Here is a 24,423-nt window from a genome sequence, read left to right on the forward strand (position 1 = left end):
AGCGTAGTGAGGGGAAACTTTCACGCTACGTTCTGAAGGAGAGGTATCCCGTGGCAACATGGGTATCGACTCTAATACAACTGTTATGGGTTGACACTGGCGCTAATGGGGAGTTCTCATGGTGAAACAGAGCCTAGAAAAGTAACTTATCTAAGGAATGGGGCATAACATAATCAACCTTGATTACCCCCTATTCGGTCAGAGTTAAAACCCACTGCGTTATGACGTGGATAGCAGTTTGAATCTAGGGTTTCTGATAGTTAAACTGGCTACACCTAAAAGAACAAACAATCATCTGAGGGAACGAATAAAAACGAATCAAAGGTCTTAGGGACGGTCGAGTCCCAAGTAGGTAAGACGAGATACGGAATCCCTTTGATTCGGGTAGGATGCGGCGTAATTGCCGCAAGATATTCAGAAAACACTTTACGGAGTATGAGCATGATTAGGCACAGCGAAAACGCTAGTGAATCTTGGAAAACATTACCCTGGAAGCAATTCCGGCGTAACTTATTCCGCCTACAAAAGCGAGTGTTTAAAGCAGTTCAAGCAGGCGACAAGCGAAAAGCAATGTCCCTTCAAAAACTTATTCTGAAGTCCCTTGCGGCTAGATTTTTGGCAATTCGCCAAGTAACTCAGCTAAATGCTGGAAAGAAAACAGCAGGTATCGATGGTAAAAAGTCCCTCATTTCTGAGGAACGCTTTGAGCTAGAGAAATCGCTGAAGGCATCAAGTAATGACTGGAAACACCAGAAATTGCGTAGTATTCCCATCCCTAAAAAGGATGGCAGTACCAGAATGCTTAAAATTCCAACTATGGCGGATAGAGCTTGGCAATGCCTCGCAAAATACGCCTTAGAACCAGCACACGAAGCAACTTTCCACTCCCGTAGTTACGGATTTAGACCAGGCCGTTCGGCACATGATGCCCAAAAAACCCTGTTCGACAATCTAAACTCCAATGTGAACGGAATCAATAAGCGAGTCATCGAACTTGATATTGAAGTGCGACCTGAACTGGTCGGTTAGTAGAGCCTAGCCCTTGCTAGGAAAGGCTGAGAAGCCGAATACCAACTCTACCTTGGTCTGAGGTCTTCCCTGGGGAAGAATCGCCGATATATGCGATTTCCGAATCTCTAGGCGATTCACACTGCCTACCCTCACGTAAAAGACTGAAAACAGTCCCGTCAGAAAGAAGGAGAAATCCAACTGGAATATGCAGACGACGAATGTAGCCCTAACTACTAGCCTAAAGCGGTTAGGGAGCTAGAGGGATGTTCTCTATGGTGAAGTAAATTGAAGTGATGTCTAAACTGCGTTATCGAGTGACCACCCTAAAGGCTGACAGGGTGTAACGGGAAAGTTTATACGGTTTCGATTCGTATATTCGTGTGAATTCATTACCCGTCGCAGAATAATCACCACCTAAAGAGTGCGTTATAACCAACCGATACAACAGGATAACCCCTACAGAGTCTTGAGAATGTCGATATCTTAAGTAGCCAGAACAACCAATGTCCCGAAAGGGGTAGCAAAGGGAGGGATGGTCAAACCTCTGGAGGGAGTAGGAAGGAGTAAGAAGCGAATGCCTAACTGTAATAGTGAGGATAGGGGTTAAAAAATTTTGCCCTGAGCGAAAGCAATAGCAGACGTACTCTTGGTCTTATGCGAAAGAGATACTTAACAACAGAAACCTAATTGTTATTACAAGTTAGATATTATGCGACAACGCCTAATAAATGGAGATAGCAAGCGGCTAGAAAACTGGAGCCAGATGAATTGGCGTAAAGCAATCAAAGTTGTGAAGAATTTGCGTTACAGAATCTTTCGCGCTCGAAATCTTGGTAACTTTCGGAAGCTTCGCAGCCTTCAAAAGTTAATGCTATGAAGTCAGTCGAACCTACTACTTAGCATTAGACAAATTACGCAGGTTAACACCGGAAAGCGAACGGCTGGAATAGATAAGGAGGTAATAAACACTCCCCAGCAGCGTGTAAAACTCTTCCTAGAAATGGCAAATGGGACTCACAAGGTCAAACCAACCAAGCGAATCTACATACCCAAATCAAACGGAAAGAAACGTCCTCTCGGAATCCCCACCGTGAGAGATAGAGTCATGCAAATAGTAGTCAAAAATTTACTAGAACCAGAATGGGAGGCAGTATTTGAAGAAAATTCCTACGGTTTCCGACCCGGAAGGAGTTGCGCCGATGCCATCGAACAAGCATTCACTAGAATTGCAGCAACAGGCAAAAGCGAAAAGGGAGACTCATGGGTTCAAGGGCGCAGACATTTCAGGATTTTTTGACAACATTTCTCACAGCAACATTGAGAACTCTATAGGTAAGGTACCAGGACGAGAACTCATTAAAATGTGGCTTAAATCCGGTTTCATGGATAAAGGAACGTTTAACGAAACCATTCAAGGAACTCCCCAAGGTGGCGCAATCAGCCCTCTACTTGCCAATATCGGACTCCACGGTTTGGAAACAGTAGTTAAGGCAATACCATATCGGCACCCACCTACCAAAAATCATCCATTAGGACAAAAATCCAAATATGGAATGGGAATAATTCGCTACGCCGACGACTTTATCGTTACGGCACATTCTAAGGAATACATCCTAGAAGCGAAAAAGGTAATCGAGAAATGGTTGTTAGACCGCAACCTGGAATTAAGCGAGGAGAAGACACGTATAGTTCACACAGAGGATGGATTTGACTTCCTCAACTTCAAGCTACGCACGTTCAAGGGTAAGGCATTATTTATGCCTTCTAAATCAAAAGTTCTGAATTTTTGCCAGAAAATCGGCGAAATAGTCAAATCCCTAAACGGCGCAAAACAGGAGGCAGTCATATCCACACTCAATCCTATTCTCCGAGGTTTTGCTAACTACTACAGAGGTGGAGTCAGTAAAGAAACCTTTAGCTACATCGATTATCGCGTGTGGCAATACCTCTGGCGTTGGGCTAAACGACGACACCCATACAAATCAAAAAACTGGATTAAAGCTAAGCACTTTCACCATGTCAGGACACGAAGTTAGGTCTTTGCTGTTAACAGCAAAGACCGCCCTTAACAATCCTAAACTGCTGCAACTATTTAGCGTTGCCTCGACCAAGATTGTACGTCACATAAAGGTGAAAGGAAGCGCCTCTCCAGATAATCCTGAACTCCGAGAATATTGGGAAAACCGCAACAAAAAGATGGGCAAAATCAAATGGGCAAAAGGAAGTAAATATTTCATAGTTGCCGAAAACCAGGAATGGAAATGTCCAATCTGCGGTGAAACCTTACTCAACGGTGAGGAACTGGAAATCCATCACATAGTTCCGGTGGAGGAGGAGGGAACAGATGACACCTGGAACCTCATCCACTTGCACAAACCATGCCACAAGCTGGAACATTCGCGCATCCAAGAATCGAACTAGAAGTAGGGCTTGAGCGTAGTGATGGGAAACTGTCACGCTACGTTCTTAGGGGGGTTTCGGAGGTGGTGACACCTCCTTCCTACCCGACAAGTGCTTCGACAGGATAAACCACACAACCATAATGGATAACCTTATTGCCCCCAAAGGCATCAAATCAGGAATATTCCGTTGCCTAAAAGCCGGAATAAACCCTGAATTTCCAGAACAAGGTACACCACAAGGAGGTGTGGTAAGTCCATTACTAGCAAACATCGCCCTTAACGGAATTGAAGGTTTAGCCAGATATCATGTACAATCTGGCAAACGAATAACCAACAAAACCCCACAGAGGTACATTATTGAACCATCAGTTCGGTACGCCGACGATATGGTCATAATCCTCAGACCTCAAGACGATGCTATTGAAATACTTGAAAGGATTAGTCAGTTTTTAGCCGATAGAGGAATGAAGGTAAGCGAGAAGAAGACAAAGATAACCGCTACGACAGAGGGTTTTGACTTCCTTGGCTGGCACTTTAAAGTGCAAAGCAACGGAAAATTTAGATGTACTCCCTCAGTGGAGAATTTCAAGAAATTCCGTCAGAAAGTAAAAGCAATCGTTAATTGCTCGAATTATGGTGCAAAGATGAAAGCCACAAAGCTATCACCTATTGTAAGAGGTTGGAGAAACTACCATAAGTTCTGCAAGATGGATGGTTCAAGGTTTACTCTTTGGCAAACCCAATGCAGAACACTTACGGTATTTAACAAGGAACCTAAGCTTGACCGCCAAACTAAAGGGAAACTGATTAAAAAGGCATTTCCAAGCATTCCTTACTCCGAAGGTAAATTCATCAAAGTCGCAGGAGAGAAATCACCCTACGACGGAGATATAGTCTACTGGAGCGAACGCAACAGTAAATTATATGACGGACATACCTCTACAGCCTTAAAACGACAAAACCATACGTGTGGACGATGTGGCATGAAGTGTATCAGCGACGAGCGGGTACACTTACACCACCTGGACGGGAATCATAAAAACTGGAAAAAAGAAAATCTAGTGGCTTTACATGAATCCTGTCACGATTATATCCACATGGGCAAAAAGGAACATCAACCTTAAGGATATCTGGGAGCCGGGTGAGGCGAAAGTTTCATGCCCGGATCTGTAGGAGAGGTGCGGGGCTGTAATAACCCCCATCGACTCTAACGATCGCCCAATTTTTATTGCATGATGGAAACTTAAATATAAGTATTTTTATCGTCAGACAAAATTTTCGAGGAGTTTAGACTAATTGTTTACTTATTTGGATGCGATTTCTGTTAAAAGCTCTAATCCCAATCAAGCTAATATTTTCGATGGTTGGTCTTTAGAGGGGCGAGATCCGGCGGTAATTGCAGCGCTGCTACCCTTGGGCGAATGGCTGTATCGTCATTATTTTACAGTAACAACCGATGGCTGGCATCACCTACCCACTGACGGAAGTATGCTAATTGTTGGTTCTCACAACGGCGGTTTACTCGTTCCAGATACACTGATGTTTATGGTGGACTGGTTTCGCAACTTTGGCACTGAGCGCCCCGTTTACGGACTAATGCACCCTAATGTCTGGATGTTACCAATATATTCGCAGCTAACTGTAAAGTTTGGGGCAGTGATGGCGCATCCAAAAATGGCTCGCGCGGCTCTAAGGCAAGGGGCGGCGGTTTTGGTTTATCCTGGGGGAGCGCAGGATTTATGGAGATTGCATAAAGAGCGGCATTCTATACATTTTGCTGGACGTAAAGGATTTATCAAGTTAGCGCTGCGAGAGAAAGTACCTATTATCCCAGCAATTTCTAAGGGCGCTCACGATACGTTAATTGTTTTAGCCGACTACTACAAAGAACTCAAACAACTCCACGATTGGGGTATGCCTTGGCCCTTTGGTTTCGACCCGATGGTATTTCCGGTTTATTTAGGGCTACCTTGGGGGTTAGCAATCGGCCCATTGCCTAATATTCCCCTCCCAGTTCCAATTCATACTCGAATATGTGCGCCCATTGAGTTTGAGCGCTACGGACGGGCGGCAGCCCTTGACCGCGATTATGTCGATGCTTGCTATGAAAAAGTTTGTACCCAGATGCAAGGAGAGTTAGATACTTTAGTTGCAGAGCATAAACGATAAAATAAGGAAATAGTAATCATTAGCAACTAAACCCTATGAGCGTTGAAAATAAAGATTTTGAAATTGCAAAAAAAGAAACCGAATGGCAAGAAACTTTAACCCCTGAACAATTTAAAGTGTTGCGTAAGCATGGTACAGAACGCGCTCATACAAGCGAACTCGACAAGCAATATAGTAAGGGAACCTATGCTTGTGCTGGCTGTGGCTTGCCCCTTTTTACCTCGGAAACTAAGTTTAATAGCGGTACGGGCTGGCCAAGCTTCTTTGCGCCCCTGGAGGGAGCAGTTGGTACAACGGTAGACAAAGCCTTATTTATGACCAGGACAGAAGTACATTGCGCTCGTTGTGGCGGGCATTTGGGTCATGTATTTAATGATGGACCAAAACCTACAGGCGATCGCTACTGTATGAATGGTGTTTCACTTAAATTTATTGCTGACTAAGTTATCTCTTTGCTGAAATTATGTGGCTTGTAACAATTAACTGTTCAACGGATGCCTGGAAACAATGTAGTGCAGCCTTTCTAGCGCTGGTAGATAAGTATGAAGGCACTTGCGAATCTTCCCAAAAAACCGCCGATGACCAGCGTTTGATGGCATACAAAATTGATGATGTTAGCGATGCTGAGGCTTTTACTGAGGAGTGTCAAAATTTGGCAGGCTTTACAGCAGAAATGGCATCGCTATAGTGGAATTACTTTACAAGATTAAGAATCAATCAGGAGAAAGACCTTTGCTAGACGAACAAGCTAAAAAAACCATGCTGCGGAAGATTCCTCACGGACTCTATATTTGTGGTGTCAAAGATGGGGAAGAAGTTAACGGATTTACGAGTAGTTGGTTAATGCAAGCTTCTTTTAAGCCGCCATTAATAGTCAATTGCGTAAAACAAGATTCTAAGTCTCACTTAATGATTAAAAATAGTGGCGTATTTGCGATTAGCTTCCTAGATTCAGAACAAAAGGATATAGCCCAAAAATTCTTTCAGCCCCAGCGCCGAGTTGAAAATAAATTTGATGATGTAGAGTTTTATATAGGTGAAACTGGCTGCCCAATTATTTCCGACTCTTTAGGTTACGTTGAGTGTAAAGTTGTGGGTGCTGTAGAAAGAGGCGATCATACCGTTTATGTTGGTGAAGTTATTGCAGCAGGCGTTCATCGTGAAGGAGAATCATTAAGGCTAGAAACTACTGGCTGGCAGTACGGCGGTTAATAATATTGCTTTAGAGGTGGCGGGCAATCGCAATATTCCCGTCAGCCTCAAACTTAAAATAATAGGTAGTGCCTAAGAAACCGTGTTGCTTAAAACTTTTTGGAGACTATCTAACAATTCTTTCGCCGTGTAGGGCTTGGGTAAAAAGGCTTTAACACTAGCGCCAACTTCCTCCGCTTGGTGACTATTGGTAGCAAGACCGCTAGTGGCAATTATTCTAACTTGAGGATTTAGTTCTTGCAAAGTCCGAATCGCAGTTAAACCATCCATTGACGGCATCATAATATCCATCAGCACCGCACAAATGCGATCGCTATATTCAACGTAAATAGAAACCGCTTCAAACCCATCACTAGCTAAAAGAGTACGGTAATTGTAAGCTTCTAAGGTAGTTTGAATTACCTGTTGAATTAATGGCTCGTCATCCACAATTAAAATCAACTCTTGCTGTCCGCTCAAAAGCTCCAACTCGGTAACTTGCGGATTTACAGGCTCGAAAGTTGCTGGCAAATAAACCCTAAATTGGGTTCCCTTTCCTACCTCACTATAAACTTTAATAAAACCATTGTGGTTTTTGACAATACCCAGCACTGTAGATAGTCCTAATCCCGTGCCTTTTCCTGGCTCTTTGGTAGTAAAAAAGGGATCGAAAATTCGCTCTATTAATTCCGGTTTAATGCCCGTTCCCGTATCTGCTACCGTAATCATTACGTAAGAACCAACGCCAGAACCTGCCAAATTCATCCGAGCATAAGTCGAATCAATAACTTGATTTTCTAAACAAAGGCTAAGAGTTCCACCATTGGGCATAGCATCACGGGCATTGACGCAGAGATTGAGTAACACTTGATGCAATTGATTGGCATCGGCGGCAACCATCCACAAGTTTACTGAGGCTTGGTCACAGTTTAAAGAGATATTTTTGGGAAAGGTCTGATGGGCAACTTGGGTTACTTCTGCTACTATATGCTCTACTTGCAGAGGTACTCGTTTGCCTTCGGCTCCCCGCGCAAAAGAAAGAATTTGCTTGACTAACCCGGCTCCCCGTTTGGTGCTGTCTTCGATTAGTTGTAGTAATCCGCGCGTTTGCTCATCAAGCTTAGTAATTTTCATTGGCAGCAGTTGCACCGCAGCTAAAATAGGCGTAAGAATATTGTTGAAGTCGTGGGCAATGCCGCTTGCTAAAGTGCCAATACTTTCTAGGCGTTGGACGCGCATTAATTGCGCCTCTAATTGCTTTTTCTCGGTAATATCGGTGCTAACCGTCAAAATAGATGTAGGATTGCCTGCCGAATCGCGCACCAAAGTCCAGCGACTTTCGACGATAATAGTTTTGCCGTTAGCCGTGACGTGTTGCAACTCTCCTTGCCACTGCCCTTGTTGCAGTAGGATAGTTTCAATGGCTGCAAACTGCGGCAAAGTGTCCCCGGCTCGATACAATAACTCTAGAGTATTTTTGCCCAAAACTGCCTCGCTCTGCCATTCATACAAGCGTTCTGCGCCTTTATTCCAAAAGAGGATACGATGCTCTAAATCCCGAACAAAAATTGCATCGGTGGTGATGTCGAGCAAGGCTGCTTGTTCACGAATTTTGGCTTCTGCTTGCAGGCGAAAGCTAATGTCTCGTCCTTCAGGAATCAGCATTACAACTTTTCCCTCACTATCAAATACAGGCTTGAGGGAAAAGTCTACATAACCCAAAGTTCCATTAGCCAAGAGATGTTGAGATTCAAAGCGCACCAATTGACCACTAGCTGCTTGAGAAACCGCATTTTTTACTTGCTGCTGTTGTGGGGGAGAATTGCTCCACCACGGTGTGTCCCAAAAGGGTTTGCCAATGACATCTTTTAGCTCAATGCCAACGGCATCTAAAGCGGTGCGATTAGCTTCGACGATAATCCCTTCGGTGGTCAGCAGTCCCATTAATTGAAAGGTACTATCAAAGATGGCGCGAAATTTGTGTTCGCTTTGCTTTAAATTATTTTCGGCAAGGGCGCGATCGCTAATATCAATTACTACATAGCGGCTTCTTTGGTAATTTCCCTCCTCATCGGCGATCGCTGTAGCACTCAAGCTTACAGGCAAGATCGTGCCATCAGAGCGCAGCATTTGCAACTCCAAATCTCTTACCCAACCCCGTTGTTGCAACTGCGGGAAATTTTCAACAAAGGTTTTTAAGCTGGCGGCGCTCAGCAGATCGGTAAAGCTCTTTTTGCCCAATATTTGAGCGCGGGAGTAACCCAACATTTTCAGTTCAGTATCGTTGATGCGAACAAACACGCCATTTTTGTCTAAAGAGTGATAGCCGCAGGGAGCTTGATTGTAAAGTTCTGCCAGTTCATCTGCGTATGATCGCAAGGCATTGTTTGCTTTTGAAAGCTCTTTTGCTTGGATTCCAATCCGGGCTTCACTTGCGTGTAAAGCTTTTTCGGCATTGCGCCTTAGTAGCCTTTGCTCTGCTTCTCTTAGTTCCCGTTCTACCGCCGGGAGCAAACGAGTTAGACTGCCTTTAATAATATAATCGTGCGCTCCAGCTTTCATGGCAGCAACGGCAATTTCTTCGCCAATTGTGCCAGAAACAATGATAAAAGGAATATCTAAACCCCGATTTTGGAGCAATTTAAGGGCTTCGGGAGCGCTAAAGGCTGGTAAGGTGTAATCGGCGATCGCAATATCCCACGATTGACGATCTAAAGCCGCCTCCATAGCAACAGGGGTATCAACTCGCACGTAATCAAGAGTATACCCACCCCTATTTAGCTCCCGCAGCATTAGGAGCATATCATCTTCGGAATCTTCGACAATCAAAACCCGCAGTTTCATGGTTGTTGCTTTCTTAATTTTGTGGTGCTAAAGAGGCGGTGGTTCGTTCATTAATAGCCAATACATCCCCAGTTGGCGAATTGCTTCTGAAAATTGGACAAAATCTACAGGTTTACGGATATAGCTGTTGCAACCAAGGCTATAACTGTTGAGCATATCTTGTTCTTCGCTGGAAGTAGTCAGAACTACTATGGGCAATAGTTTTGTGCGATCATCTTCCCGCAAACGACGCAAAACTTCTAGTCCATCAACGCGGGGTAGCTTGAGGTCTAGCAACACTACTGTAGGTTTGAAGTTAATATCGCGCTCGGCATACATACCTGTGCAGAAAAGGTATTCTAAAGCTTCAACTCCATCATGGGCGACGATTACTTGATTGCTGACGTGATGGCGTTTGAGGGCGCGGATTGCCAAGGCTTCGTCATCAGGATTATCTTCTACTAATAAAATTGTTTTGGGATTTGCGATCGCATTCATACCTCAACCTCCTCTGCCTCTAATGTAAAGTAAAATGTTGCCCCCTTCTCTAAAGCTCCTTCTGCCCAAACTCGTCCCCCACTGCGATACACAATGCGCTGCACAGTAGCAAGTCCAACCCCATTACCAGGAAATTCATGGCTGGCGTGCAACCTCTGAAATGGGGCGAATAATTTATCGGCATAAGCCATATCAAAACCTGTGCCATCATCCCGCACAAAGTAAGCTAAAGTCCCGTTAGTTTGAGCTATTGCGCCAAACTCAATTTTTGCTTGCAGGTGTTTAGATGTAAACTTCCAGGCGTTGTTGAGCAAGTTTTCTAACACTACTTGCAGCAAGTTAGGATCTCCTTGAGCGACTAATCCTGATTGGATAGCGAACTCTACCTGTCTTGATGGGTCAGTTTGCTGTAAGTCGGTACAGAAGCTTCTCGCTAGGCGGCTGAGGTCTACAGCTTCTACGTGCATATCGCTGCGCGTCACCCGCGAGAGGGTGAGCATATCATCGATCAAGTGTCCCATCCGTTGAGTAGCTAAACGAATCCGCCGGAGGTAGTCTTGCCCTACGGTATCTAGTTGTTCGGCACAATCTTCTAATAGAGCCTGACTGAAGCCGTCAATGCTACGTAAAGGGGCGCGTAAGTCGTGAGAGACGGAGTAGCTAAAGGCTTCTAACTCTTTATTTACCGCCTTTAGTTCTTGAATGGCTTGTTGCAATCCTTTATTTAAGGTTTGCGATAGCTGTTCTGCTTGCTGACGTTCATCGATTTCTAGGCGCAAGGAGCGCAAAAGCTCGGCGTGTTTGAGCGCTACCCCCAAGTGGTTAGCAATTTGGATAACAAACTCAATTTCGATTTGCTGCCATGATCGAGGAGCGCTGCATTGATGAATACAGAGCAGTCCCCAGAGTTTTTCTCCTTGCAATAACGGGACGATTAAATTTGCTCGTACTTGAAATTGGGACAAAATTTTGATATGGCAATCGCTTAGTCCGGCGTTGTAAATGTCAGCTACAGCCTGCACCCGACCTTTTTGATAATGGATGGCAAATTGATCGCCAAAACAGAAGTCGCTAATTTTTTTTGCTTTAGCTGAAGCAAAGGCGCTATCGACATCTTCAGAGACAAACTCGCCATCATTGCAGCCGGAATCGGGGTAAAAACGAAACATTCCTACGCGGTCTGATTTTAAAAGTTGGCGGACTTCGATAGCTGTAGCGCGAAAAATTGGCTCTACTTCTAAAGGTTCTCGCAAACGTGCGATCGCTCGAAACAAAGCTTTATGCTGATCAACTAACAAATGCGCCTGTTCAACTTCTTGCTCTAAGGGTTGAATCTCAGCTTGCAGAGTCTGTTTGAGTTGTTCAAACGCTACCTCATCAATGCAGAAGCTCCGTAATTTTGCTAAGGTTTCTGGATTCATAAGTAGCTAGCCACGAACATTACTGCTAAGAGGGAATTGATTTAAGTCCTATCTGCAATATACAACGCTGAGAATGGTCTAAGTGGCTTACTCAGCTTCCCCAATTAATGTAAATGCCGCCCAATCTCTAGGATTAGGGTTTTGCTTCATCACCTGACGCAACGCTTGAGCTTTATCAGTGTTCTTTTGCCTATTTTGATAAAAATTGGTCATCAAGGTAGATGTAGACTGATCTGGCACTAGCCAAAAAGACACAATTACACTCGATACCCCGGTACTAATCCAAGCACGGGATAAGCCAATAATTCCATCGCCAGTAATTTGTCCCCGCCCGGTGTTACAGGCATTCAAGTCACCCGAAATATTAGGGAAATCTACATAACTAATTCCGTAAGTGCTATTTTGTAACTCAACAAAAAAGTTATGTAAAGTACCCGCACCCACTCCCATGCCTACAGGCTCTATAGTTTCTTTAGGTTTACGAGGTAAAAAAACTTAAAATCCGCCTGCTGGGACAGTAAATTGTTGCCACTGAGCAGAATTAACATTAGTCTGAGCTTGGACGCTAGAGTTATTACTTTTTATTAATAGAAAGGAAGAAGAGAAAACTAAGACGCTGACAACAATCAATCTGCTAAATTTATTTATATAAATGTGCGTAATATTAATTTTCTCTGCCTTTAGATAGAGCTTTGATTATCTAGTTATAACTTTTAGTTTGGTCATTACTTAAAAATAGGCACAAACGGCTACCTACATAACTGATATATTGCAAAGACAAACGACACTTTTTTTAAAGCTGTGAAAGCAATTTATCCTGGAAGCTTTGACCCTATTACCCTAGGACACCTTGATATTATTGAGCGTGGCTGTAGATTATTTGAGCAGATAATTGTTGCTGTACTCAAAAATCCCCACAAAACGCCCTTATTTAGCGTCCAAGAACGTCTAGAGCAAATTCGCCAATCTACCCAACATTTGCCTAATGTAGAAGTAGACAGCTTTGAAGGTTTGACTGTAAACTATGCCCAAATGATACAAGCACAAGTTTTGTTGCGAGGTTTACGGGCGCTTTCTGACTTTGAAGTAGAGTTGCAAATGGCTCACACTAACAACACCCTTTCGAGGGAAATAGAAACAGTGTTTCTGGCAACTTCCAATGAGTATAGTTTTTTAAGTAGCAGTCAAGTCAAAGAAATTGCCAGATTTGGTGGCTGTGTCGATCATCTTGTCCCTCAGCACGTCGCAATAGAACTCTACCGATGTCACGCAAAGAATCATCTAAAATAGACTCCGACCAAAATAATCAAAACCCGCCCGTAGAGCCGCCTTCTACGGGTAGCAATGTAGATATTCAGCAAGAATTGAACCGCATTGAGGAAATGGTGCTTGCTAGTCCAAATATCCCTCTAACACGGCGCACTTTGGTAGATGAAGAACGCTTGCTAGATCAATTAGATGTAGTGCGAGTAAATTTACCAGTGGTTTTTGAGGAAGCCAAAGCCATTGTTAAGCAGAAAAAAGAAATTATTTTACAGGCGCAATTAGAAGCCGAGCAAATTGTCGAGACAGCAAAAATTAGAGCTACACGGATACTTAATGAAACTGAGATTTTGCGCCAAGCTCACCAAGAGGCGACATTACTGCAAAATCAAGTACAGCAGGAGTGTGAGCTTGCTTTAGAGCAAAGTCAAATAGAAATTGAACAAGCACGTTTGCAACTGGCGCAAGAATTAGAGCAAATGCGTAATCAGGCGATTACCGAAGCGAAAGAAATCCAGGTTGGTGCAGATGTCTACGCCGATAATGCCCTCAAAGATATTGAACAGCAGTTACACGATATGCTGCGAGTGATTCAAAATGGACGAAAACAGTTGCAACCACCAGCAACGTTGATAGATAAAGAGGAAATAATGGGAAAAGAAAATGTTAATTTTTGACGGGTGAATTCCTAGGGGGATATTATTTACCGATGCCACTTGGAACCATCAGCGCTATCAATAACAGTAATTCCCTGCTCTAGTAATTGGTTGCGGATTTGGTCAGACTTGGCAAAATTCTTAGCTTGACGCGCGAAGTCTCTTTGTTCTAATAATTGCTCTATCTCCTCATCACTCAAGCCTTTAACTGCTTCTGCGTCCTCCTGAGCTTCTAAGCCCAAAACCTCCGCCAATTTAACTAAGGTATGCCACATTGCTTGTAGTTGCGTTGGTGGTGTAACGGTATTTCCTTGATGGACTAAAATATTGCCTTCTCTCTGCAAATCTTTGGCAATTTCAAATAGCACCGATAATCCACTAGAGAAGTTGAAATCTTCATTTACTGCTGCCTGGAAGCGTTCTACAGCCTCCGAAATTAGTTCGCCATCTGTGGCAAGCCAACCTAATTGCTTGCCGTAGCGATCGCCAAATAGCAGCCCCTCCTTGAGAGTTTCCCAGCCATTGTTAGCTGATTCAAGAGCGCGATCGCTAAAATCAATAGGTTTGCGGTAATGTGCCATCAAAACAAACAAACGTACCGCCATCGGCTCTGTAGGACGATCTAGCAACTCACGGATAGTAATAAAATTGCCCAAAGATTTAGACATTTTTTCATCATCAACTGTCACCATGCCGTTATGCAGCCAGTAATTCGCTAAAGGCTTACCAGTCACCGCTTCCGATTGAGCAATTTCATTTTCGTGGTGGGGAAAAATCAAGTCTGCGCCCCCAGCATGAATGTCTATAGTGTCACCTAGGCGATCGCGTACCATTGCCGAACATTCTATATGCCATCCCGGTCTTCCTGCACCCCAAGGCGACTTCCAATACGGTTCTCCGGCGTTTGCAGCCTTCCACAGGGCAAAATCAAGGGGATCGTGTTTTTTGCTGGCTTCTGCGTCCTCTATCCCACTAGCCCCCGCTTGAGAATCTTCTAACTTCCGCCCCGACAGCTTCCCGTACTCTGCAAACGAGCGGACTTTGTAATAAACATCCCCCCCAGAAGCGTAAGCATAATCTTTTTGCTCTAATTCGTGAATTAGTCTTTTGATGCCATCTATCGTGTGAGTAGCACGGGGATATTCATCAGCTTCTTTAATATTTAACCGCGCCATATCTTCAAAATATGCCCTAATATAGCGCTCTGCGACTTCCTCCATTGAGGAATTTTCTACTCTTGCGCGGTTAAGAATTTTGTCATCAATATCGGTAAAATTCTGCACGTACCGCACTTTATAGCCCAAAAATTGCAGATAACGGCGCACTACATCCCAAACAATACAAGCCCGCGCATGACCTAAATGGCAGTAATCGTACACTGTTACGCCGCAATAGTACATTTTAACTAAGTTGTCTGAGGAGAGCGGTTTAAATTCTTGTTGACGGCGAGTCAGGGTGTTATATATTTTTAAGGTCATGGTCGAGCAATAAAGAAATCAGCCGATAAGCTAATAATAGGGGAGGAGGGTTGCTAGATAATATATCTTTAATGCTACTCGAAACACCACCCTATTTTGTTGACCTTTAGACAGCCACGCAGCTATGCAATCAGCAGTTAGTTCCGACCAATCTCAAGTAATGGATATCCAAAAACGCGGTTTGCCAGTCACGATTATTACTGGTTTTCTTGGTAGTGGCAAAACAACTTTGCTCAATCACATTCTAACTAACCAAGAAGGCGTAAAAACCGCAGTTTTGGTAAATGAATTTGGTGAAATTGGCATCGACAACGAGCTAATTGTCACCACAGGCGAGGATATGGTAGAGCTAAATAATGGTTGTATTTGCTGTACCATTAATAACGATTTAGTTGAAGCCGTTTACAAAGTTTTAGAGCGCCAAGAACAAATAGATTACTTAGTAGTAGAAACGACAGGGCTTGCCGATCCTTTGCCTGTAGCTTTGACTTTTTTAGGTACAGAATTACGTGATTTAACTCGCTTAGATTCCATCGTTACAGTAGTAGATGCAGCAAACTATAGTTTAGATTTATTCAATTCTGAGGCGGCTTTAAGTCAAATTCAGTACGGCGATATTATTTTGCTCAATAAAACAGATTTGGTAGATGAAGCCGATCTAGATTTATTAGAAGTAAAGATTCGGGACATTAAGCAAGGTGCTAGGATTCTTCGCACTACACGCAGTCAAGTATCAATTCCGTTAATTTTAAGCGTGGGCTTATTTGAATCGGACAAGTATTTTGAGGAAGAATCCAAAGCCGATCATCACGATCATCATCACCACGATCATAATTGCGACGATCCCAGCCACGATCATTCTCATCACTTAGAAAATGACGGCTTTACCTCAGTATCTTTCTTAAGTGATAAACCGCTTTCAATTCGCAAGTTTCAATATTTTCTCGACAATCAATTACCAGAAAATGTTTTTAGAGCAAAAGGGATTATGTGGTTTGAGGAAAGCCCCAAACGGCATATATTTCACCTCTGCGGTAAGCGGTTTAGCATTGATGACGAGGAATGGAAAGGCGAATTAAAAAATCAGTTAGTTTTAATTGGGCAAAATCTAGACCACGATGCTTTATTAGCGCAGTTGCAAAATTGTATCTCCGAACCTTCTCCAAGTCGCGGTAAAGGTTTCGGCAAGTAGATATAGAAATCACCTTAACGTTTATTTGTAGAGACGTTGCGATGCAACGTCTTTATTTATTAGAAAGACGTTGCGATGCAACGTCTCGTTGCGAAATTTATGCTTGTTTAGCAAGACGCACGATCGCAACGCCAGCGCGATCGCCCATTAATTTTTCTTGGTCGTAACCTAATACTAATTCCCAAGCTCTGTCTGGGTAACGCTGGGCTAAGGGTAAAGATACATCAGTAAGCATCCATTGTCCATGACGCTCATCTTCTCTAATATGCAGTTCCCAATAACCCATCGCCGCCTGTGATAATTCTAAACGTTGGGCGGCGGCTAAATAGTTGCGATAAGTAGCGGGCCCTGCGACTTCAAAGTAAGTCAAACCACCGTTGTAACGGAGGAAGTATATTTTGCGCTCTGTCATCAAAAAGTTATGATTAGCGCAGGCTAAGACTTCCCAAGGTACTAGCTCAAAGTAAGATTCTGGCTGGGTATTCATGCCAAATTCTTCTAGCATCTGAGCAAAATAGGTTGAATGCTTGCGTGACAAACGACCATTGCCATATTCTTCGATTAATACCCGCATTAAAGTAGCGTGAACTTCATTTGCAGCGCCGCCCATAATGCGAGAAAGGCGGCTTCCTTCTACTAAGCCATCAAAAGAGCCAATGGCTAGTACATGACGATAGCCAGCTTCAGACATTTCTTCGCGTAAATAACGGCTATCTTCTGACAGTGGCGGATTAAGATCGCAGGCGCTCCTTTCAGTTAAGGCTTGCTTGACATCTAGTTGCTTTATAGCTTCTACATCTAGGTGAGATAGTTCCCATTCTTGCCAAGGTGTTTCTATGGTGTCGCGGACTTTATTTAGGTAGGGCGATCGCTCGTTGGTATAGTGACGCAAATCGTCGTACCAAAACAGTTGTAAGCGATTAATACGGTAGAGGATACGTTGAAGAAATAGGTGCGCCCCGTCGTCACTAGCAGCGCCGCTAAAGGCATTTTCAATAGCTTGGGCGATCGCATTATCGACAATACTTGCAAGTTCTGGCTGCGATTCTAGCTTGCTATCTAAGTTTTCTAAGTCAAGCAGGTTGATAAATTGCTGCTCGGCTTCATCGTAATTGATGGTGTCAGCAATGGGAGTAACGATGTTGCTCTGCATTTAAAAAAGTTGGTTGTACTACTAACTACAATTTTGAGACATTTTCGCGGCTAGTTACATCCACTTTGGAGGTAGATGCAGGAAACTCCGTACACATTTTTCCGTAGAAACAGCATTGACAACTGAATCTTTACATATAGTTCAGTAAATTTTCTCTTGTTTACAACTAGCAACAAAGTTAAATTATTCTTTAAATTCTGTTGTCATTAAGTTGAAAAAATCTAACTGACTGTAATTCGAGGAGCCTGCATTTGTATGAGCGTAAACCAACTAAGTTTCAAAAGAAAGTTTGTAGCTGCCTTGATTGACGGAATTATTTTAAATAGCGGTTTAGGCGTTATTTTAGCCATCGTCTCAAATATTGCTAGTGATATTGCCTTGCTCAGTGCTAATGTAGGTACTTTTGATTTGGTGCTGAGTTTAGTTTACTTCGCTGCTTTGGACAGTATTCCTAAACAATTAAGAATCGGCAGAAGATTAGTTGAAACTAAAGTATCGAAATAGTACAGCTTTTTAGTATTTATAACCAAAACTGGCGATCGCCCGTTAGCATACTACTAGGATAAATCCCATCTAATCGTAAGCCAGCTATCCGATCTGAGCCATATAATGGCATTGGTAGCCGGGGTACTTGCAATGCACCGTGATGTAATAGTGTAAGCTTCAACGTAGTCTCGACAACACTTTCAATTGATGCTTGATGTCCTTTTGAATGCACAATTAAACGCAAGGGTTGAGACAAACCAACATTTTCAGAAACCTTAGTTGTAACTAAAATCGCTTCCCGTGACGATAATCTCAAAGCTAATCCTTGGGTTGGTGCAGTAATAGTTTTTTTCTTGAAGTCATATAACCTTGGGCTTCCAGACTTTTTACACTCGACTAAAATAAACTTTGCTTCAATTGCCTTAGCCCACTCTAATAAATGCTCTACTTCTGCGCCACAAAAAGAACCATCACGATAAATCAAAACAGTTTTTTTTCTTAATTCAGCTTCTGGTAGTAAGGTTTCTAAAACACGCTGGGGGATTTCTTCACCTTCAATAAACGCATCTTCTAACTGATAGCGGATAAACTCTCCTTTACTGCCGTATAAACGAATACTAGCACAAGCATTTACTGTTCCTGATAGTTTTTTCTTAGTATTTCTAGCAATATCTAACCCAATGCAATAATCAGCAATTTCTATCGGTTCAGCTAGAATAAAGGGCAAGTTCCCTAACTTTGCTAGTATTCCAGGAATTACTTGATTGAGAATTTGGTTAGGAGCAACATTCTTAAGAGTATTTTCGTAAATAATTTGACTAGCAATTCTACGCCGGAGTAGTTGCGAGTAAATGCGCTGATAGAGGCTACCACCTTCATCATTATCAGCAGTGCGATCGCTTTGCGGCAAAAATACTAAAACAATATCTGGCGGAACGGGAATTAATTCATTAACAGCTTTTTCAACCTCTGCTCTTAGAGCAGCACCGCTCAAATCTTTAATTGACAGGGCTTTTTTGCTAACAATAATGCTACTAAATCCATACTTTTGCAATCGTTGCTTGACATTCTCGCTACTATTACCTTCTAAAAAATGACCTACGGTCGTGTCACAAAGTTTTAAAACAGAAATTCTAATGCTTCTTGATAAATCGCTGTAATCCTCATGTCGGCGGTAAACACCACCTCTAGACAAGCCCATAAGAACTTTGCCTCTAACCCCCTTAACATTTCCACCAAACAAAAGCGGAGTTTCGTCAAGGGGAGTTGAGGGTTGCCAAAATAAATCTGGATAATCACGACTATTAATACTGCGCTCTAGTTTAAAGCCATAATCAGCTAAAGCCTTTTGAGCTAATTCTTTATAAAATATTAAACGCTTTTGTCGCTCTAAATGGGGAATTTTAGTTGCTTTAAGTAGCTCTCTATAATTAACTTGTAATTGCTCAGAGGTTTCTGCGGTGACGCACGGGCGCAGGGCGGCTAGAGGATAACGAAACTGTTTTTTGTTTTTCCCAAACTGTACGCTAACTACAGGCTGATCTGGCGGTGCTTCCCTAAGCTTTTGTTTACTAATTGAGCCTTGCGCCAACTTTATTAGCTCCTCTCTTTGTTCTCCCAACGTTCCCACAATTTCAGTTATTTTACAATTGCTACCGCGTTCGATATCCTCGACTTTAAGACCGATTAAAAGCTTTTCAGGGTTTTGCCGATAAGGATGATTATTAAAAAACTCATCCAAGTTGAGGATTGAAATAATACTGCTACGAACTGTTATAGTTATACCTGGTTTTATTCCGGTTGGTAATTCAATGGTTTCTTTCCAAGAATCTGCTTTGCGGATAACTTTTGCTACTTTTTTATCTAGAACAGTAATAGATGACAAGGGGCGATGGACTTCTAATATTTCTACTGCAAGTTTAGCAAAAACTTCTGGGGTTGTTAATGGTTGACGCACCCATTGAATTGAATAAGTGCGATCGCCAATATCTGTTTTTAACTCCTCTTGAATTTCTATCATTGCCTCCCGCCAGTCGCTTTGACTTGGCATTTGTTGATTGAGCATTCCTAAGACAAAAAAGTATCCTTCGTGCCATGAGGCAACAATTCCAGGAAATTTGCGGCTAAAACGAAAACTCAAACGATTGCCTAATTCTTTATCAATTTCTGGTGTTAATCGAAAACCCATTACATTCAGTGGCGATGAAATACTTAAAGGGAGAATTTCGCTCAAATGTACTGATTTTTGAGCAACAGAAATTACAGTAGTCATACAGAAACCTCTACAGTGGAATGTTTGCAGATTGAATTAAATGAGCAGTTTCGACAAGCATACCCAGGATTGGGAGGAAATATTTGGGCGAATAACTCTGGATTTTTGCGGTAGTTTCTTAAGCTTTCTTGATGTTTTTGAGCTATTTGTACAAACTCAATTTGAATCGCTTTTAATTGAGGAGATGTGGCGGTTATTTCTTTCGAGCGTTTGCCATTTTCCAAATTGTAAAATGAAGCAACAGCAGGCTGATTTGGGTATAAATAGTTGGCAGCTAGTAAGTAAACATAACCTTGTCTTAAATCAAAGTCACTTTTGCCAGTTTTGAAGTCTAAAATATGCAGCGTTCCGTCTGGTTCTCTAAAAATACAATCAATTGCTGCATATAAATTGAACCAATAATCACCATTTTTAATCAAGATCGGCTCTGGAAATCCCTCATCTCCTCGAATTAAGAGAAGTATCTCTTTATCCAATAAAATAGGAAATTCTTGATATCTCTTTAAAACCTCAATTATTCTTTGCTGAATCTCCTCAGTTTCTTGACTCAACTGCAAAGCTTCGGCTACTTTTTGCAAGCCATTCTCTCGATTTAATATTAAGTTGTTTTGATGAAATTCATATACTCCCCTTTGTGCTAAATGTCCAATTTGTTGATATTGGTTATTTTGATTGACTAAAGCTGCAACTTCTGGCTCTTTAGAACGTGCTTTACTAAAACCCCGTTTCATATCGCAGTGCAACTTTTCTTGTCCTATCGGTGGATCGAACGATGACCAAAGGTGAAAACTAGCAAAAGGTAGCCACGCCATAAGTAATTTTGTTTTTAAGTTGGCTTTTTCATCAACAAAAGAATCTTAATTTTATGTTGGCTTTTTCGTCAAGTCCTAGTATAATATTGAGTCAAGTAGGTAATAAATGTAGTGCAAACTTTTGGTCAACTTATCCGTCAAGCACGTAAAGACAAGGGGTACAGTCAACGGGAACTAGCTAAACTGGTTGAACTAGACTTTACATACTTATCTAAATTAGAAAATGATCGCGCAAATTATCCGCCTAAAGAGTATGTAATCCAACAATTGGCACACTATCTAGAGTTGAACAAAGAAGAATTAATTTTTTTAGCTGGGCGTATTCCTCAGCACGATGAGGATTTTATCAAGCAAAATTATAAAACAATGCCTGTCCTATTTCGGCGGATGCAGGAAAACCCTGAATTTGCTCAAAGGATTTTTAAAGAAGCTACACAATTAGAAACTGAGGAGAAGCCAGAGTGAGTTTGTTCAAGCCTTATCGTTTCATTCAAGACACAGAGATTGAAGCTAAAGCTAATAATCTGCTTAAAAGAATGACTTCTACTCCTAATTATGCTCCAAAGTGACCATTGGACGTGACTCGCGTAGCAGATTTTTTAGATATAGGAGTGTTTTGGGACAGTATTCCTGCGGACAAACAAGGGCAAATAGCAGCAATTATTCTTCCTTTAAAACGCCAAATTGTATTGAATGAAGATATACCCAATCTAAAGGGAGGATTTGGAGAATCTACCTTAGCGCATGAAATTGGACATTGGGAACTTCATATCGATCAAAATGTGCTTAGTAGATTTGAGGAACGAATAAAGCAGGGTATGGAAGTTGACGTACAACCTTTTTTGTGCCGTGAGGTTAGCGGACAACTACGAAACATTGAATGGCAAGCTCAACGATTTGCAAGCTATTTACTAATGCCTCAGTACATTTTGGAGCAAATGCAAGTAGGACGCGATTTAACTAAATTGCCTCACCTTTACGCAATGGCTCATCAACTAGGTATAACCATAACTAATCTAAAAAATCGTTTAAAACACCTGAATTGGATTATTCAACCTACTCCTTCTGGTCAAATTTACTTAGGTAAAGCTGCACCTAGAAAAAACTCGTTTAAATGATAAATGCTTTTATCCTAAAACTTCTTGATTGCAAAGCATCAAAATAATTTGTTAGTTAATTACTCGTAATTCAGTTCTAAACCTGTCGCATATTGTTTTTAGCAGGGTCGAAGCCTCTAGAAAAGCGGGTAGTGTTATCGTAATAAGCTCCGCTCAAATTTGCCCCAAACAGCTTTGTATTTACTAATTTGGCTTGTCTAAGATTGGCTTCTGTTAGTTTCACGCCACTAAGATTTGCTCTAGTTAGGTTGGCTTTGGCGAGATTAGCACCGCTTAAGTTTGCTCCCCATAACTTTGCTCTAGCTAAGTTAGCACCGCTTAAGTCTGCACCCCAGAGGTTAATTCCTACTAAGTTAACTCCAATTAGCTTAACTCCAGTTAAGTTAGCTCCGGTAAAATCTCTTTCCCCAGCCATGTAGCGCCGTTTTAATTCTTCAGCATTCATAAAATTGGGTTTCTCAAAATTGCGATCGCTCTTTACTCAATTTTGTCATTAATCATCTAAGAAAGTAGCTAGATTAGAGTATACCCTTGCTGAGATCAAGCTATGGATGCAGCGACAGTTAGCTTACCCCCAACCTTGCAATTAAGCATCGATTTGACGGATGAGCAGTTTTTCCAGCTATGTCAAAATAACCGCGACTTGCAATTTGAGCGCACGGCTTCGGGAGAAATAATCATTATGCCACCCACTGGAGGAGAAACTAGCAACCGCAATAGCGAATTAACTTATCAACTCCAAGCTTGGAGTCGTCAGAATAAATTAGGTAAAAGCTTTGATTCTAATGGAGGCTTTACCTTGCCCAATGGTGCAGTCCGCGCCCCCGATGCGTCTTGGCTGAAATTAGAGCGCTGGGAAGCTCTTACACAAGGGCAGAGACGTAAATTTTTGCCCTTGTGTCCCGATTTTGTTGTTGAGTTGCTTTCTCCTACCGATTCAGTTAAACAAACTCAGCTAAAAATGCAGGAATATATCGATAATGGTGCGCGCCTAGGTTGGCTAATTGACCCAAAAACGAGACAAGTTGAAATCTATCGCCCTAATCAAGACATAGAAATACTCAAAAATCCACTGGCTTTGTCAGGAGAAGACGTATTACCGGGATTTGTATTAGATATGGTTCAAATGCTGTCGTCTAATTAAGCGATCGCAGATTGTGCTGCTTGAAAGTAGCTAAATTATACAAGTATGTCTTTACTGAGATAAAGCTATGGATGCGGCGATTACCTTACCCCCAATACTGCAATTAAGCATCGATTTGACAGAGGAGCAGTTTTTTCTGTTATGTCAAAACAATGGTGATTTGAGATTTGAGCGCACGGCTTCGGGAGAAATAATCATTATGCCACCCACAGGCGGAGAAACTAGCAATAATAATTTTGAAATTGCGATGCAGCTAGGAATGTGGAATAAACAAACTAAATTAGGTAAAGGCTTTGACTCTAACGGGGGCTTTACGCTACCTAATGGTGCAGTCCGCGCCCCCGATGCGTCTTGGCTGAAACTAGAGCGCTGGGAAGCTCTTACACAAGGGCAGAGACAAAAATTTCTGCCTTTGTGTCCTGATTTTGTCGTTGAGTTGCGATCGCCTACAGATTCGCTCAAACAAACTCAGCTAAAAATGCAGGAATATATAGCTAATGGGGCGCGTCTAGGTTGGTTGATTGACCCAAAAACGCGACGAGTGGAAATATACCGCCCTAATCAAGATGTAGAATTACTTGAAAATCCAGTGACTTTGTCAGGAGAAGACGTATTGCCAGGATTTGTCCTAGATATTAGCTCGATCTTTTCGCCGCCTTAAGCTAAAGCTGCAACTTTTGCTAATAATCCCTCAAACAATTTCAATCCATCTGTACCGCCAAGTTGAGGATCGGAAGCTCTTTCAGGGTGGGGCATCATTCCTAATACATTACCAGTTTCGTTACATATCCCAGCAATATTATTTACTGAGCCGTTGGGGTTGTCGCCTTCGTAACGAAATAAAACTTGTCCGTTGTTTTCTAGTTGCGCTAACACCTCACTATCAGCGTAAAACTGCCCTTCTCCGTGGGCAATTGGTAAGGTGATAACTTGGTTTTGACTGTAAGCTTGTGTCCAAGGTAAGTTATTGCGTTCTACTTTAATTGCTGTGCGATCGCATATAAAGTGCATATCCCGATTTCGCATCAACGCCCCCGGTAATAATCCCGCTTCTGTGAGTACCTGAAAACCGTTGCAGATCCCTAACACAAACTTTCCCTGTTGAGCGTGGGAGACGACTTGCTGCATAATTGGGGAAAAACGCGCGATCGCCCCACAACGTAAATAATCGCCGTAACTAAAGCCCCCAGGGACTATTACCACATCTATATCGCCTATATCTGTTTCCTCATGCCATACCATGCGCGTAGGTTGCTTGAGTAAATCGCGGGTAACGTATTGAACATCGCGATCGCAATTTGAGCCAGGAAAAACTATAACTCCAAACTTCATGT

General features: G+C 42.3%; 24 protein-coding genes and 3 pseudogenes. 17 read left to right on the forward strand and 10 right to left on the reverse strand.

The features are described 5' to 3' along the window. Positions 1-441: 441 nt before the first annotated feature. The 9 genes and pseudogenes from C7B70_RS12240 to C7B70_RS12275 form a co-directional block, all read left to right on the forward strand. Positions 442-1,005 (forward strand): annotated as a pseudogene (locus C7B70_RS12240) (reverse transcriptase N-terminal domain-containing protein); the annotation flags it as partial. A 769-nt stretch (positions 1,006-1,774) separates the two neighbouring features. Continuing rightward, positions 1,775-2,161 (forward strand): annotated as a pseudogene (locus tag C7B70_RS28325) (reverse transcriptase N-terminal domain-containing protein); the annotation flags it as partial. A gap of 4 nt (positions 2,162-2,165) precedes the next feature. Continuing rightward, positions 2,166-3,047, forward strand: coding sequence for a group II intron maturase-specific domain-containing protein (locus C7B70_RS28330; protein WP_339376711.1), 882 nt, complete (start codon positions 2,166-2,168; stop codon positions 3,045-3,047). Beyond that, entirely contained in the window at positions 3,028-3,432 is a 405-nt protein-coding gene (locus tag C7B70_RS12250; protein ID WP_106369323.1) for an HNH endonuclease, read from the forward strand. Before C7B70_RS28330 ends, C7B70_RS12250 begins: the two co-directional genes overlap by 20 nt. 85 nt (positions 3,433-3,517) lie before the next feature. Continuing rightward, positions 3,518-4,537, forward strand: a pseudogene (locus C7B70_RS12255) (group II intron reverse transcriptase); the annotation flags it as partial. A gap of 193 nt (positions 4,538-4,730) precedes the next feature. Next, complete coding sequence (locus C7B70_RS12260; protein WP_369831861.1) at positions 4,731-5,582, forward strand: lysophospholipid acyltransferase family protein; 852 nt, start codon at positions 4,731-4,733, stop codon at positions 5,580-5,582. Between the two features lie 35 nt (positions 5,583-5,617). Then, positions 5,618-6,025, forward strand: coding sequence for a peptide-methionine (R)-S-oxide reductase MsrB (gene msrB, locus C7B70_RS12265; protein WP_106369326.1), 408 nt, complete (start codon positions 5,618-5,620; stop codon positions 6,023-6,025). Between the two features lie 20 nt (positions 6,026-6,045). Then, a complete protein-coding gene (locus C7B70_RS12270) occupies positions 6,046-6,270 on the forward strand; it encodes a hypothetical protein (RefSeq protein ID WP_106369327.1) in 225 nt (74 codons plus the stop codon). A 44-nt stretch (positions 6,271-6,314) separates the two neighbouring features. Then, the gene (locus C7B70_RS12275; RefSeq protein ID WP_106369390.1) at positions 6,315-6,794 is read left to right on the forward strand and encodes a flavin reductase family protein; all 480 of its coding nucleotides are present in this window, start codon (positions 6,315-6,317) and stop codon (positions 6,792-6,794) included. A gap of 72 nt (positions 6,795-6,866) precedes the next feature. Here the strand turns inward: C7B70_RS12275 and C7B70_RS12280 are convergent, their stop codons facing one another. From C7B70_RS12280 to C7B70_RS12295, 4 genes are all read right to left on the reverse strand, one after another. Then, positions 6,867-9,617 (reverse strand): PAS domain S-box protein, encoded by a 2,751-nt coding sequence (locus C7B70_RS12280; RefSeq protein ID WP_106369328.1) that lies wholly within the window; start codon positions 9,615-9,617, stop codon positions 6,867-6,869. A gap of 27 nt (positions 9,618-9,644) precedes the next feature. After that, positions 9,645-10,094: a response regulator gene (locus C7B70_RS12285; protein ID WP_106369329.1), complete on the reverse strand. Its 450-nt coding sequence runs from the start codon at positions 10,092-10,094 to the stop codon at positions 9,645-9,647. Continuing rightward, the gene (locus C7B70_RS12290; protein ID WP_106369330.1) at positions 10,091-11,515 is read right to left on the reverse strand and encodes a GAF domain-containing protein; all 1,425 of its coding nucleotides are present in this window, start codon (positions 11,513-11,515) and stop codon (positions 10,091-10,093) included. Before C7B70_RS12290 ends, C7B70_RS12285 begins: the two co-directional genes overlap by 4 nt. An 87-nt stretch (positions 11,516-11,602) precedes the next feature. Next, complete coding sequence (locus C7B70_RS12295) at positions 11,603-11,965, reverse strand: CHAT domain-containing protein (protein ID WP_106369331.1); 363 nt, start codon at positions 11,963-11,965, stop codon at positions 11,603-11,605. A 351-nt stretch (positions 11,966-12,316) separates the two neighbouring features. Between C7B70_RS12295 and coaD the strand changes: the two genes are divergently transcribed. Beyond that, positions 12,317-12,805, forward strand: a complete 489-nt coding sequence (gene coaD / locus C7B70_RS12300; RefSeq protein WP_106369332.1) for a pantetheine-phosphate adenylyltransferase — start codon at positions 12,317-12,319, stop codon at positions 12,803-12,805. After that, a complete protein-coding gene (locus C7B70_RS12305) occupies positions 12,778-13,455 on the forward strand; it encodes a hypothetical protein (protein ID WP_106369333.1) in 678 nt (225 codons plus the stop codon). Before coaD ends, C7B70_RS12305 begins: the two co-directional genes overlap by 28 nt. A gap of 26 nt (positions 13,456-13,481) precedes the next feature. On the opposite strand, the gene cysS is transcribed toward C7B70_RS12305, so the two are convergent. Next, positions 13,482-14,912 carry a cysteine--tRNA ligase gene (gene cysS / locus C7B70_RS12310; RefSeq protein ID WP_106369334.1) on the reverse strand — a complete coding sequence of 477 codons (1,431 nt, stop codon included), beginning with the start codon at positions 14,910-14,912 and terminating at the stop codon, positions 13,482-13,484. 124 nt (positions 14,913-15,036) lie between these two features. Here cysS and C7B70_RS12315 point away from each other — a divergent pair, with 124 nt between their 5' ends. Then, positions 15,037-16,104 carry a GTP-binding protein gene (locus C7B70_RS12315; protein WP_106369335.1) on the forward strand — a complete coding sequence of 356 codons (1,068 nt, stop codon included), beginning with the start codon at positions 15,037-15,039 and terminating at the stop codon, positions 16,102-16,104. 97 nt (positions 16,105-16,201) lie between these two features. Here the strand turns inward: C7B70_RS12315 and C7B70_RS12320 are convergent, their stop codons facing one another. Further along, positions 16,202-17,257 carry an iron-containing redox enzyme family protein gene (locus C7B70_RS12320; RefSeq protein ID WP_106369336.1) on the reverse strand — a complete coding sequence of 352 codons (1,056 nt, stop codon included), beginning with the start codon at positions 17,255-17,257 and terminating at the stop codon, positions 16,202-16,204. 255 nt (positions 17,258-17,512) lie between these two features. Between C7B70_RS12320 and C7B70_RS12325 the strand changes: the two genes are divergently transcribed. After that, positions 17,513-17,761 (forward strand): hypothetical protein, encoded by a 249-nt coding sequence (locus C7B70_RS12325; protein WP_106369337.1) that lies wholly within the window; start codon positions 17,513-17,515, stop codon positions 17,759-17,761. A 16-nt stretch (positions 17,762-17,777) separates the two neighbouring features. Here the strand turns inward: C7B70_RS12325 and C7B70_RS12330 are convergent, their stop codons facing one another. Then, a complete protein-coding gene (locus C7B70_RS12330; RefSeq protein WP_106369338.1) occupies positions 17,778-20,015 on the reverse strand; it encodes a Piwi domain-containing protein in 2,238 nt (745 codons plus the stop codon). Continuing rightward, positions 20,012-20,827 (reverse strand): PD-(D/E)XK nuclease family protein, encoded by an 816-nt coding sequence (locus C7B70_RS12335; protein ID WP_106369339.1) that lies wholly within the window; start codon positions 20,825-20,827, stop codon positions 20,012-20,014. The genes C7B70_RS12330 and C7B70_RS12335 overlap by 4 nt, the downstream gene beginning before the upstream one ends. Positions 20,828-20,938: 111 nt before the next feature. Between C7B70_RS12335 and C7B70_RS12340 the strand changes: the two genes are divergently transcribed. Together C7B70_RS12340 and C7B70_RS12345 are read left to right on the forward strand one after the other, a co-directional pair. Beyond that, positions 20,939-21,292 (forward strand): helix-turn-helix domain-containing protein, encoded by a 354-nt coding sequence (locus C7B70_RS12340; RefSeq protein WP_369831859.1) that lies wholly within the window; start codon positions 20,939-20,941, stop codon positions 21,290-21,292. A gap of 107 nt (positions 21,293-21,399) precedes the next feature. Beyond that, on the forward strand, positions 21,400-21,945 hold the full coding sequence (locus C7B70_RS12345) for a Zn peptidase (protein WP_339376712.1): 546 nt from the start codon (positions 21,400-21,402) through the stop codon (positions 21,943-21,945). Positions 21,946-22,021: 76 nt separating this feature from the next. Here C7B70_RS12345 and C7B70_RS12350 read toward each other — a convergent pair whose 3' ends face one another. After that, a complete protein-coding gene (locus C7B70_RS12350; RefSeq protein WP_106369341.1) occupies positions 22,022-22,390 on the reverse strand; it encodes a pentapeptide repeat-containing protein in 369 nt (122 codons plus the stop codon). A gap of 102 nt (positions 22,391-22,492) precedes the next feature. Between C7B70_RS12350 and C7B70_RS12355 the strand changes: the two genes are divergently transcribed. Together C7B70_RS12355 and C7B70_RS12360 are read left to right on the forward strand one after the other, a co-directional pair. Further along, positions 22,493-23,089 (forward strand): Uma2 family endonuclease, encoded by a 597-nt coding sequence (locus C7B70_RS12355; protein ID WP_106369342.1) that lies wholly within the window; start codon positions 22,493-22,495, stop codon positions 23,087-23,089. Between the two features lie 67 nt (positions 23,090-23,156). Further along, a complete protein-coding gene (locus C7B70_RS12360) occupies positions 23,157-23,750 on the forward strand; it encodes a Uma2 family endonuclease (protein ID WP_106369343.1) in 594 nt (197 codons plus the stop codon). Here C7B70_RS12360 and purQ read toward each other — a convergent pair. Continuing rightward, entirely contained in the window at positions 23,747-24,421 is a 675-nt protein-coding gene (gene purQ, locus C7B70_RS12365; protein WP_106369344.1) for a phosphoribosylformylglycinamidine synthase subunit PurQ, read from the reverse strand. The two genes, C7B70_RS12360 and purQ, sit on opposite strands and share 4 nt — an antisense overlap. Positions 24,422-24,423: the final 2 nt, after the last annotated feature.

The sequence above is a fragment of the Chlorogloea sp. CCALA 695 genome, from assembly GCF_003003885.1.
In the GTDB taxonomy this organism is placed as follows: domain Bacteria; phylum Cyanobacteriota; class Cyanobacteriia; order Cyanobacteriales; family Chroococcidiopsidaceae; genus Aliterella.